The sequence below is a fragment of the Leptospira bandrabouensis genome (assembly GCF_004770905.1).
Taxonomy (GTDB): domain Bacteria; phylum Spirochaetota; class Leptospiria; order Leptospirales; family Leptospiraceae; genus Leptospira_A; species Leptospira_A bandrabouensis.
Genome location: NZ_RQHT01000014.1, coordinates 1,510,256 through 1,522,789 on the forward strand (window position 1 = coordinate 1,510,256; position 12,534 = coordinate 1,522,789).

A 12,534-nucleotide genomic window follows, 5' to 3' on the forward strand; every position below is an offset into this window, starting at 1 on the left:
TTCACTTGCCACCGAGTTTTCTTTGGTTCTAATTCTGGAACCATGATTCTTTCAACATTCTTATCCGATTTATTCCTGTCCCTCGTCTCGCTCTTTGTAGCGTATCGCTTTGTTGCTAAATCTTCCATCCCTTCTCGGGCCGCTTTGTATGGATTTGGTATCATTGGAATCTCGGCTGGCCTTGGTTCGATTCATTTTCTAGGTATCAATACTCTTGATCCAATTTATCGTTTTTTTGTAGGGTTGTCTGGTTGTTTGGGAGTGCCACTACTTGGACTTGCATTTTTTCATTTCACATTTCGGTCTCTTTCGGAAAAAACTTTTTTCCTATTTATTGCTGTCGCTTTTCTACTTTACTTAACATTTTCTTACCTCTACCCACTAGGGATTTATTCGACTGTTGTTGGTGGAATTGCTATGTTAATCATTCTGATTAGTTCCATCGTAAGATTTCCACGAAAATCAAATGCAGCGTTGATGGGTATCGTAGGTTCTGTTTTATTTATCGTAGCAGGCCTTGTGATTGGGACGAAAGGATCAACAGGACCAATCCTAAACGTTGATATTTTTCATATCCTGCTTGCGATTGCCAATTATTGTATCGCAGAAGGAATTAGAAAATTAAGCTAGATTTATATCGAGGAGTTTAGAATCATCTTTCATAGGTTATCTATGGAAAACTCCTCTTCTGATTCAACGTTAGAAAAAATACTAAAAATACAAACTGAACTAACGGCTGCTAAACCAGATGTCCCTTACTTATTAGATCTTATCACTCATCGTGCAAAAGAAATCACTGGTTCCGAAGGAGCAGTTTTTGAACTTGTGGAGGGTGATGATTTAGTTTATCGTGCAGCCAGTGGTACAGCAGAAAAACAGATTGGACTTAGGTTACCAGTAAAAGATAGTTTTTCTGGACTTAGCCTTCAATCTAGAACTTCATTGTATTGTATTGATTCGGAAGAAGATGATCGAGTGAATCGCGAGGCTTGTCGTGTTGTGGGTCTTCGTTCTATGATAGTTTTACCTCTATACTTTGCTACTGAAGTCTTAGGAGTTTTAAAAGTACATAGTTCAAAAGTTGGATTTTATTCGACTAACGATTCTTCTGCGTTAAATATGTTATCAGGTACAATGGCGGCCGTTTTACACAATGCATATCGTTGGGCAGAAAGAGAAAAAAGTTTACAATCAATGGCTTATCTTGCTAGTCATGATGCACTCACTGGAATTTACAACCGATCTGCATTTTACGATTATTTAAGAAAAGGGCTCTCTCGGATCACAAACGATGGTTCTTCTTTGACAATTGCTCTCTTCGACTTAGACGGATTGAAAAAAGTGAATGATAACCATGGGCATGCAGCGGGAGATTTTTATATTTCTCGGTTTGCTAGCCGCTTTACTCCACTCGTCCAAAACCACGATATACTCGCAAGACTAGGTGGGGATGAGTTTGGTTTGATTCTGATACATAAAGAACCTAAAAACTCGATTCTGAAACTTCTCGATCATATTCGGTCTATGGTCGAAGGAGAAATCCATTTTGAATCTACTAAACTCCAGATTAAAACTAGTATGGGTATTTCCTTTTATCCTGAAGATGGATCAGATTTGGAAACATTAATGGCAGTTGCTGATAGTCGGATGTATGAAAACAAACGCAAACGAAAAAAAGAAGAAAATTGATCGCTGCAAAGCCTATACTCTGTAACCAACATTTGTCTAATAAAGACAAATGAGTTTTAGTTCCCCATTATTTTCAGAGTTCCGTCTTCCCAATGGTGTTACCCTTCCGAACCGAATTGTAAAGGCAGCCATGGAAGAAAATCTTTCCAACCCTAATTTAGAACCAGACAAGGCACTTTGGAATTTATATGAAGCCTGGGCTCACGGTGGCGTTGGGACTATGATCACGGGTAATGTAATGGTGGATCACAGAGCCATGACAGGACCAGGTGGTGTGGTTTTGGAGGAAGATACTCCCTTAGAAGGATTTCGTTTGTGGTCATCCAAAGCAAAAGTGGCAGGTGGAAAGATCATCATGCAAATCAACCATCCAGGCAGACAAGTGTTAGCAAAGTTAGGTGGAGAAGTATGGGCTCCTTCTGCGGTGCCTGTAGATTTAGGAAACTTTTCTAAACTCCTCGGAAAACCGAGAGCCATGACAGAATCAGAAATTTATGAGACCATCCAAAGGTTTGCCAAAACTTCGCAATTGGCAGAGGAATCAGGTTTTGATGGAGTGGAAATCCATGCGGCCCACGGGTATTTAATTAGTCAGTTTTTATCTCCTATTGCCAATCAAAGAAAGGACGTGTGGGGTGGTAGTTTAGAAAACCGGTCTAGGTTTTTGATAGAAGTAATCAAAGCAGTCCGGCAAATTGTAAAACCAAATTTCATTGTTTCTGTAAAATTAAATTCTGCTGATTTCCAAAAAGGGGGATTTCAGTTTCAAGATGCCAAAGAAGTTATCTCCAATATACAAACATTAGGTGTAGATTTTATTGAATTGTCTGGAGGAAATTATGAAGCTCCTGCTATGCAAGGAGAGTCTAGGGATGGCTCTACGATTTCTAGAGAAGCCTACTTTTTAGAGTTTGCAAGTGAAGTCGCAAAAACGGCAACGGTTCCCATTTTAGTGACAGGTGGAATTCGTAGAAAACAAATCGCAGAATCAGTTTTGGAATCAGGGGTTCCATTAGTGGGGATTGCCACAGCTTTGGCCCTTAATCCAAACCTTCCCAATCATTGGAAAACGAATGTTCCATGGGATACTCGTTTACCAGACCCAAATTGGAAATCTAAAACATTAAAAGGTTTAGCCAATATGGCCATGGTTCGTTACCAATTGAATCGATTGTCCGAAAACAAACAGCCCCAATTCAATGTTTCACCTATCATGCGATTGGTGATAGACCAAATTCGGTTGGCTCGTTTGACAAAACGATACCAAAATTGGATTCGTAACCACTCCAAGTAAAAAATTTGCTGTTTATAATCCTTTGTTATTTTCTTTGTAGAACTTGTTCCGAAATACAAGCGCGAATTTAACAAGTAAAATAAGGGCCGGAACTTCAATGAGAGGGCCAATCACACCAACAAATGCAGCACCACTTTGGATTCCAAAAACACCAATAGCGACAGCAATTGCTAATTCAAAGTTATTCCCTGTTGCTGTAAAACTAACGGCAGCATTTTTTGAATAATCTACTCCTAACTTGTATCCGATCCAAAGGCTTAGAAAAAACATAATTCCAAAATACAAAAGTAAGGGGATTGCCACTCGAATCACATCATTACTTAGTTCAAAAATCATTTCTCCTTTTAAACTAAACATAACAACAATTGTAAATAATAGTGCTAAAAGTGTTAAAGGTGAAACTTTTGGTAGGAATTTTGTTTCATAGAATTCTTTTTTTCCAAACTTTTCAAATCCATATCTAGATAGAAATCCTAGTAAAAATGGTATTCCTAAATAAATTCCCACAGTTTCTGCGATATCTGAAATTTGAATAGAGACCTCTGATCCAGCCAAACCAAAATATGGTGGAAAAATGGTTATGAACAAATAAGCATAAAAACTATAAAAGAAAACTTGAAATATACTATTTAAAGCAACTAATGCGGCTCCATATTCTCTGTCACCTTCTGCTAAATCATTCCAAACAATTACCATAGCAATACAACGAGCAAGACCAATGAGAATCAAACCTGTTCTATATTCTGGTTCATTTCCTAGAAATAGAATAGCCAAAAAAAACATTAAAATTGGCCCAATAACCCAATTGAGTATTAGAGAAATTGTTAATAATTTCCCATCCTTAAATACCTTTCCCATCTCTCTATATTTTACTTTTGCAAGAGGAGGATACATCATAAGGATGAGTCCAATGGCCAATGGGATATTGGTTGTTCCAATAGAAAGAGCAGAAAATTCAGAAACAACCGATGGAAAAAATTTTCCAATGAGTAATCCTAGGAGCATGGCTCCAAAAATCCAAAGAGTAAGAAATCTGTCTAAAAATGATAATGCTTTCACCTAACAACATCCTACTTTTTCATTTGTATTTTCTTTTTGATTGGGAGTACAACAAGCAGAACTTGATTTTTCTAATTTAGGAAAGTTGATAACATCCTTGGGAAGTCCGCAACTTGCTGATGCTTTGCATTCCGTTTTCCCATTTTTTAGTTTGAAAAGAAGTGAATTTTTACCTGGAACCATTTCTGAAACAAAGTATTGTCGCATCGCTAATTGTTCGTTCCCAAATTCAACTCGTAAAATTGCATTGGAAGGGATCTCCATTACATTTGTTACTTTTTTAACTATAGAATTCACCTTGGACAGTGTCATAGATTCCGTATCTTTTTCAATCGTTGGTTCTAATACTTGCAAAATCATTTCAGTCCAAGAATCAGATTTCCCACCGCAATCAACTGATTGAATTTTTGCCAATTTAAACTCAGTAATATGGTAATTTGGTAATATCGTTTGGTTTTCCCCGTATTCAAAATTTAAATGAAGTTCGGGATATAATTCTAAGTTGGTTTGAAAATCTTTCCATGTTAGTGTATTCATTTTATTCGCTCCTATAATTCCTTGTTCACAAAGTTTTCACAGTAACTTCGTATTTCTTCTCGAGTGTTTGCAAATGCTGTTTTTACTTCTTCCTCTGTTCCTGAAAGTTTAGAAGGATCAGAAAAGTTGTTGTGAAATCTTTTGGCATCACTAGGAAAATAGGGACAGTTTTCTTTTGCGTGATCACATACGGTGATGAGAAAATCAAAAGGAATGTCTTTGTATTCGTTTATGTGATTGGAAGTATGTTTAGAAATATCAATTCCTACTTCTTTCATAGTGGCAATGGCCTTGGGATTGACACCGTGGGTTTCTATCCCTGCGCTATAAACATTGGCTTTTTCCTTTGCATAATACCGCATCCAACCTTCTGCGATTTGACTTCTGCAACTATTTCCTGTACAAAGGATTAAAATATTTTTTGTTTTACTCACAACAGCTTCCTTCTTGTTTCGTTTGGTATTTTTGAATGGATTGGATATGTTCTGAAAGTTCCACATAGGCCTTTGATAGATTTTCCCAATGAACGCAGTAACAAGAGGAGGTTCCTTCCACTTCCCCTTTCACAAGCCCACCTTCTTTTAATTCCTTCAAATGTTGGGAAACAGTCGACTGTGCTAGTGGCAAGATTTCGACAATTTCTCCACAAACACATGTTTGTCGATTGGCCAATACTTCTAAAATCGCAAGTCTAGCCGGATGGGAGAGAAGTTTGGCGAAGGAGGCAATCCTTTGGATATTCTCTGGGAATTCTGTTTTTTTGTTTAATGCCATAGTATATCGTAAATATACGATAAATTGGTTTCTTATTTTCTGTCAAGGGAAATCGGAATCGTTTTGGTAGGAAACAATGGCTTTGTTTTTTTTATGAAAGGTTTCCCCCTGAGAATCTTCAGGGGAGGTAAGTCGATTTGAGTAACGGTTATTACCGGTAGGGAAAGGATTGCATTTCCCTATAATCCAGAGTTATCGGGAATGACCACAGGTTCATCGGAAGTGGGGGTGTCTGGTTTGACATCGGCTGGCGTATAACCGTTTTCATATTGTGATGGTTTAGTTCGGTTATCCCATTCCGCCGAATTTGGTTTTTTATTTCCTTCTACAGAAAATAACCAACCATCATCTTGTTTATTTTTTGCACCTTGTTCATGAGGATAAGAATCGATGGGCCGAATGGTAATGGAAACGTATTGGATGATTCTTTCGTCTTTGACAGGATCCAAATACGATAAACTATCATTACGCCATCTATTTTTTGTGCGAGTTTCACGACGGAAACTTTTCATCACTAAGTCAAGATCTTTGGAATACTTTGCAAACTGGGCCCTGGTTGTTTTGGCCTGAATTACATAATACAATCCACCTTTTCTATGAAATAAAAAACGATTGGAAACCAGTTGTTTTTGTTCCGTATAGTGTAACACAACAAAGACGGATTCATCAAATCCTGCCACTTCGTTTTCTAACATTTTTTCACGAACCAATTTTAAGTCCGGGTATTTAGTCAAAAATGTATCTACTGTCTCTTCAATAAACCGGTCGATATCGTATTCTTTGGTACGACGTGCTACATCAATTTGTAAAATGGCTTCTCGATTGGTTTTGGATAACTGGATGCGAACCGTGTCTGGATAACGTAAAACCGACTTTGCCCAACCCCTTGGATACTCAAACGCAAAACTCAAAGAATCTTCGATCCAAGTTGCGGCATCCAATTGAGAAAGAGTAAGACATAATAAAACAAGTATGCTAAGTCGCTTTTTCATACTTAGAATATCGGCCCCTAGTACCTTCATTATTGATAGTCAGTGAGACCTTTTCGTAAATCTCGTTCTGGAAAAAATCCTAAATTTTCAAAAGACTCCGCATCATAAATTGCCACAGACTCCAGTAGAGGTTGGAGAGGGGAGCCGTGAAAAGGTTTCTTTTTAATGTAGGAAATAGATCGAAAAATCCATTCCACAATTTTCCCCCAAAATCCGCCTACAGGGATGGGGATTAAAAATTTTCCGATGATTCCCAGTTCTTGAAAGGTTCGGATGACTTGGTTTACGGTTACAAATTCAGGATGCGAAAACACATAAATAGGCTGCGGTGTTTTTCCGCTTAATGTCTGATTGGTCCATAGAACGAGAGCCTTTGTGGCATCTTCGATATGAATCAGGGACTTTTTGCGATCGGAGGAAATATAAGGATATATTTTTAATTTTGTTAAAGATCGTAATTTGGAGATAAAACTTTTTGTTCCTTTTCCGTAAATACTTGCCATACGAAAGACAGAATAAGGTTTCCCTGAGTTTAATACAAAATCTTCGGCAAGAGCCTTAGTTTTTGCATATATGGTTTTTCCCATCCTTTCACTACCAATTTCCAAACTGACTTCTTTAGATCCATAAACAGAAACAGAACTTACAAATCCAAAGTGGGGAATGTTTTTTGATTTTGCAAATTCTACTAGAAGTTTTGTGGAGTTAACATTGATTTGGTGGTAAACTTCTTCGGTGACTTTGATTCCAGAAACAACAGCGGCTAAATGAAGGACCAAATCCACTGATTCGGGAATCATCAATTCATCTATAGAATTTATTTTAGCAAGGTCTCTTTCGTAGAATTTAAAATTTTTATGAAAACGGAGAGAATCTGGAAAGTTGGCATAATTTTTACCAATGGCGATGATTTTAAAATCATCAATAAAACCAAATAAAAGTTTTTTTCCTAAAACACCACTTCCTCCGGTGATTAGAATTGTTTTTGTCATACAATAAATACCATTTGAAACCAACCGACCATGGCACCAAGTGCGGCACCTACTAAAATTAACAAAAGTTCATCTTCTTGAAAGGCAGATCTTAATATTGATTCAAATTCTTTCGGAGGAAGAGCGGACATTCGATCTCCCATCATCTTCTCAATTTCCAAAGCTTCTCCTAAATATTCTTCTAAATGGAATGATTTTTCGATTGCATTGTCTGCCATAGCCACTGCGATCCTTTCTTTTGCGGCTTCAAACTCGTCTATTTTTCCTGCGGCAAATAATGCTGGTTTTGCGAGGAAAGTTATAGAATCCACATGAGAGATCACTTCCTTACGGATGATGTTGATGATATCTACAGAAGCTTTCCCAAAGATTAGTTCCGATAAGATATTTTTTGGAGTAAGAATTTTTTCGCTTACTAGTTTTGCATAGAGTCTAGATACTTCGGATTGTCTTTTTAAAAACAAACCTTGGTATGTAAAAATTCCTAAAAACTTTTTAGGTAAAAGCGGACGAAAGATCATTTCTAGTGCAAGATAGTTTGTTAGATACCCAACGATCACTCCTTGGATGGGAAGAGTCCAAACCAATGGAAAATAAATCATAAATATCATTTGTACAAGACCTAGTAAAAATCCAAAATAAAACCCTGATCGTTCAATGAAGCGAAACTCTGGAGCCCCCACTTCTTTAAAGAGTTCCACTACGAGGCCAACATTTTTACCGGAAAGTTTTTTTAACACTAAGGCCTTTACATCAAATAATGAATCAATGTCCTTTTGGAGTTTTCGAATCACTTTTCGTATCGTGATTCCACTTTCTCGTCTCACCTTGTGGTAAATTTCTTCCCGAACCACTTCAGGGATCATATCCCAAAGTTTTGGATCCATACTATCTGAAAATTCCTTCATCGTATAGCGAATGCTAGACTCTAAGGCCGGTAAAAATACTAACTCCGCTTTTTTGGGATCTACTTTTAAAAAAACTTCTTTGATATTGAGAAGGCGTTCCGTAATTACATCCACGGACTTACTTGCCATTTTATGTGCCTTTCTCGGAATGATGCCCTGCCATCCGAGGTAGGGAGGAATCCCCACAAATTGGATCGGGTAGAAGGTCATTTTGAGAGCAAGCCAGTTGGTCACCCAACCCACAAATCCATAGGTGAATGGAATCATGAGGAGCTTCCATTGTTCTGGTGTTAACCAATTCTCCCACATATTCCGCTTTGAGTAAGCCCTAGGAGGTAAGTTTGGGGCAATCTAAATTCCTTCGGAGTTTGTTTTTTCCTGCCCTTGGGTTAGGATTTCTTTTTTTTTGCCGATAACCCTAAAAAAGATTTGATTTGTGTACGAAAACGAACTACAAATGGTACACTTCGGCGACATCTAGGTATTTCCCGAAGGTCATTTGGAAAACAGTGGTTTTGCCATAAAGCGAATTTTGATTGAGGGTAGGTCTATGCGCGTTCGAGGAATCTTTACTGTTCTCGTTCTCATCTCTTTGGTTTTAGTCGGATGTTCTCGGAAAAAGAAATCGATGCCGTTCTGGTTCCTATTAGGAACTGGTGGTGCAGTAGCTGATTCTAGCAGCGGTCTCGACACTCCTCCTGATTCCAATGGTGTTCCTCTTCCTACTCCTGGTGATTCTGTCGGTGTTACCGATCCTGAAGAGGTTCCTGGCAACAATTCCGAGCAAGAAGTACCCAATCATGGCCCAGCTCGAGTGATCGGAACCATCGTTCCTGCGGTTTCTGGTGTTCCTGCCAATGTTGTCTGTGGAAATCCTGGTGCACCTGCTGCTCCTGGATGTGTCGATCTTACTTTAATTTCAGTTAGGATCGAAGTTGCCAATGGAAATACAAATACTCTTGTCGCAACCACTAACGCCGGTTCTGATGGAAAATTTCTTTTTGATTTAAGTGATCTTCCCAATAATAACTATAGAGTTCTAATCAATACTGGTTTTGGACTTAATTACACCTACCAAGACTTTTCTTACGTATTTGATCCTACCCAACACCCATATACTTTAGTCAATGTAGGAAACCTCCTCGCAGAACGTTTGTACTATGGTCAAGGTCCGGCTCAGTTTGTGGGAGTGGTGACAAGCCCTGGTTTTTCTGGTGGCGGTGTCGTTGTACCGGCTGGTCCTGTTGCCGGGATCACTGTTTCTATCGTAGATGCAAGCGGAAACACTATAGGAACTGGTGTCACCAATGCAAACGGATACTATGTTATAAACATCAATCCATTGCCTAACGGAAATTATACTGTTGTATATTCGGGAGATTCTGTAGAAGTATCAGGGCAACCATTTGCCAATACTTCCGAATTCATTCATTTTACCTTTCCCGGAACCAATCCAAACACAGTTGCTGTTGTTGACTTGGGAGAAACAAGTCTTCCTTGGATGGCGGCAACAGAAAGTGATCTTCACTTAACAGGAAATATACTAAATGGCGCTATTGCTACTGATTCTACATCTGTATTTACCATTAAATTAAAGAATGAACAAGGTGCGATTTTACAAACGGCACAAATTACTGGTAATGGAAGTTTTATCATCGAAGGAAGTTATCTATCCAATGGTGTATATTATTTAGAAGTATCCAATCCCGTTTTTTATACAGCTTCTCGGTCGTTTTTGTTTACCGCTTCCCCAACAGGTGGAACGAAAAACGTAAGCCTAACAGATCCCATTTTCATGGTGGCAAAACCTTCTTTTGTTACTGGATTTGTGAAAGATGCCAATGGAAATCATGTAGCAGGTGCTGTCATCAACGTAAGGCCATCCGCAAACCAAGCACCTTCTAGAATCCTTTATTTGAAGGATGATCCGATTTTAGGAAATGCGATCAAACTTTGGATTGTGGAAGCCTTGAGTGCGGTGGCAGGAACGAATTGTTCTCTAAACCAAGTAGGTTCTATTTGTTCCTGTGCAGTGAATCCAACGGCTTCTTGTTTGGTATCAACACAAGGTTCTGGTCCTTGGGTCTACCAAACTTATGGAAATAAACTTTATGAAGTAAATCCAAGTACCAAAGAAGTTTCATTTCTCGGAGCAAGTGGGCTTTGGGCTTATTACATTTCGGCTCCCGGGTTTGAAAACTATTGTGGTTCTCAAAACGCACCTTGTTCTTCCAATCCATTACAAATTAGCTTGAATGGTAACAACTATCAGGCGGGAACGATCTCTTTGACATCCATTGCAGCACGTTCTCAAATTGCCGGATCCATTTCGGTTCGGGATACAGCACCTACAACAAATTCTATTCATACAAATCAGTCTGGGCTTTTTGTGGTTCTTTTGGGAAATACTTTGGCAGATGGCACTGCCTTGGCTCATATCACAACAACATCAAGTGGGCAGTTTAGCTTTGGTGGAAGTTCTTATGTAGTTTCCTTACCTGCTGTCCTTCCTCCTCCGTTTACCAATGATGAAGCCGGCCGTGTGGGTTATGCACTTTACCAATTAGGATCCGGTCTTGCGACAACCTTATCGCAAACACCGAACGTAGCTCGTGCCAATGATAGTACGGCTTCTGTGGATATCATTAATGGAAATGAATACAATTTCCGTCAAAGTTCCTACCAAATGGTGGTTGTGGACCGAGTGGCTCCGTCTTACCAAACAAGTTATTTATCTTCCACAAGTTTACGAGTGGATACATCTTCGGTTGCCACCAACCAATATGCCACTTCCCCAGTTTTACATAACGTAAACGGAGTTGTAATGCATAGCCCAAGGGCCACTGTTTCTGGTGTAGTGACAGATGCTGTTTCCACACAAAATGTGAGTGGTGCCACTGTAACTCTTGGACGTCTTGTAGGTGGGAATTTTACAGCGGATGTTCATCGTGACTGTTCTGGTGGTTTTGATTCTCCAAACTGTTCCGTTTCTGCTACAAGAACTTCTGGTGCAGACCAAGTAGTTGGATCTATTAGTTCACAATCAAACGGAAGTTATAGTTTCCCATTCCTTTCTCCTGGTTCTTACCAACTCCGTGTAGAAAAAAATGGAATCACTACTTACTTCCCTGTAGAAGTGGGAACAGGTGGGGGAACGGTAGTGGTTAACACTCCCGTCATTACCAATGATGGCCGTGGCCATTTATCAGGTTCCGTGCGAACTCCTGGTGGATTTTCTTTCCTGGGAACTTATTCCTTAGAGATTGTGGATCCAAATGGAGGGACATTACGTCCATCAGCAGGTGTGCAACCGGCATCCATTGCAACAGGTGCCACTTTATTTTCTAATGCGAGCCAATACACAATTTTTAACATTAATGCCGGTCGTTGGAAGGTTCGATTTGTTTCGGCAGGTTATGCATCGGTAGAAGGGATTGTGGACATCCAAGCGGATGTCACCACAAACTTTGATATCATTACCTTTGTTCCTGGTAGCCAAACTAGCGGTTCCATTTCTGGAAGAGCACTTTCTGCTTTGTATAATACCGGTGTTTGTAACCTAACAGCACGCATTCGACCTGGAGTGAATGTAAAATCGGGGGCTTATGCGATCGATGCTTCTGGTGTTACGATTGCAAGTGTAAAAACGGCAACTGACGGATCTTATGTGATTCCTTCGGTTCCTCCTGGAAATTACACCTTAGAGGTATCTGGTTCTGGAAAAAGAGGAGATTGTACATCGGTGACAGAGAATTATGCAACCACCTACAGGACTGTAGTTTCTGCAGGTTCGGAAACACCAGCAAACCAAAACATTCTTGTCACACCAATCCTTGCTGATAATGAAATGCGAGTGGTGCTTTCCTGGGGAGCCAAACCAAGAGATTTAGATTCACATCTACAATATGGAAATTCGGCGAATGACCGCATTGTTTGGAATCACAAAACTCCACTCGGTTCTGGGAATGGAAGTTTAGATTACGATATCACAACAGGATATGGGCCAGAAACTATCACCCTCCAAGGATCCATCTGGGACCAACCTAACCGTTATTACAGTATCTACAATTGGTCTGGTGAGGCACTGATGGGAGTTTCAGGAGCCAATGTGCGAATCTTTAAGGGAAGTGTTGGAGAAGTAAGAAACTATTCCATTGCTCCAAACCATTCGAATCGTTGGTGGAAAATCTTCTGTATCGCACAAGATAAAACCATCTCGGATGTGGGAACACCTGGTTGCAGTGCTTCTAATTTCATTGAAAGATCAATGTATTATTAGTAGTTCTTCT

11 protein-coding genes are annotated in these 12,534 nt (G+C 39.4%); 4 read left to right on the top strand and 7 right to left on the bottom strand.

Annotated elements, in window-relative coordinates:
- The first annotated feature begins 42 nt into the window (after positions 1 to 42).
- The 3 genes from EHR07_RS14295 to EHR07_RS14305 are packed head-to-tail and all read left to right on the top strand — an operon-like array spanning position 43 to position 2,983.
- Entirely contained in the window at positions 43 to 630 is a 588-nt protein-coding gene (locus tag EHR07_RS14295) for a DUF6962 family protein (RefSeq protein ID WP_135745681.1), read from the top strand.
- A 42-nt stretch (positions 631 to 672) separates the two neighbouring features.
- Positions 673 to 1,689, top strand: a complete 1,017-nt coding sequence (locus tag EHR07_RS14300; protein WP_135745682.1) for a sensor domain-containing diguanylate cyclase — start codon at positions 673 to 675, stop codon at positions 1,687 to 1,689.
- 49 nt (positions 1,690 to 1,738) lie between these two features.
- Entirely contained in the window at positions 1,739 to 2,983 is a 1,245-nt protein-coding gene (locus EHR07_RS14305; protein WP_135745683.1) for an NADH:flavin oxidoreductase/NADH oxidase family protein, read from the top strand.
- A 12-nt stretch (positions 2,984 to 2,995) separates the two neighbouring features.
- Here the strand turns inward: EHR07_RS14305 and arsB are convergent, their stop codons facing one another.
- The 7 genes from arsB to EHR07_RS14340 form a co-directional block, all read right to left on the bottom strand.
- Positions 2,996 to 4,042: an ACR3 family arsenite efflux transporter gene (arsB, locus tag EHR07_RS14310; RefSeq protein ID WP_135745684.1), complete on the bottom strand. Its 1,047-nt coding sequence runs from the start codon at positions 4,040 to 4,042 to the stop codon at positions 2,996 to 2,998.
- Positions 4,043 to 4,579 (bottom strand): DUF6428 family protein, encoded by a 537-nt coding sequence (locus EHR07_RS14315; protein ID WP_135745685.1) that lies wholly within the window; start codon positions 4,577 to 4,579, stop codon positions 4,043 to 4,045.
- A gap of 11 nt (positions 4,580 to 4,590) precedes the next feature.
- Positions 4,591 to 5,013 carry an arsenate reductase ArsC gene (locus tag EHR07_RS14320; RefSeq protein WP_135745686.1) on the bottom strand — a complete coding sequence of 141 codons (423 nt, stop codon included), beginning with the start codon at positions 5,011 to 5,013 and terminating at the stop codon, positions 4,591 to 4,593.
- The gene (locus EHR07_RS14325) at positions 5,006 to 5,353 is read right to left on the bottom strand and encodes an ArsR/SmtB family transcription factor (protein WP_135745687.1); all 348 of its coding nucleotides are present in this window, start codon (positions 5,351 to 5,353) and stop codon (positions 5,006 to 5,008) included. The genes EHR07_RS14320 and EHR07_RS14325 overlap by 8 nt, the downstream gene beginning before the upstream one ends.
- A 179-nt stretch (positions 5,354 to 5,532) precedes the next feature.
- Complete coding sequence (locus tag EHR07_RS14330) at positions 5,533 to 6,345, bottom strand: hypothetical protein (RefSeq protein ID WP_135745688.1); 813 nt, start codon at positions 6,343 to 6,345, stop codon at positions 5,533 to 5,535.
- Between the two features lie 29 nt (positions 6,346 to 6,374).
- A complete protein-coding gene (locus tag EHR07_RS14335; protein WP_135745689.1) occupies positions 6,375 to 7,337 on the bottom strand; it encodes an NAD-dependent epimerase/dehydratase family protein in 963 nt (320 codons plus the stop codon).
- On the bottom strand, positions 7,334 to 8,512 hold the full coding sequence (locus EHR07_RS14340) for a DUF445 domain-containing protein (protein ID WP_135745690.1): 1,179 nt from the start codon (positions 8,510 to 8,512) through the stop codon (positions 7,334 to 7,336). Before EHR07_RS14340 ends, EHR07_RS14335 begins: the two co-directional genes overlap by 4 nt.
- A gap of 283 nt (positions 8,513 to 8,795) precedes the next feature.
- Between EHR07_RS14340 and EHR07_RS14345 the strand changes: the two genes are divergently transcribed.
- Positions 8,796 to 12,524, top strand: coding sequence for a Cna protein B-type domain protein (locus EHR07_RS14345; RefSeq protein ID WP_135745691.1), 3,729 nt, complete (start codon positions 8,796 to 8,798; stop codon positions 12,522 to 12,524).
- Positions 12,525 to 12,534: the final 10 nt, after the last annotated feature.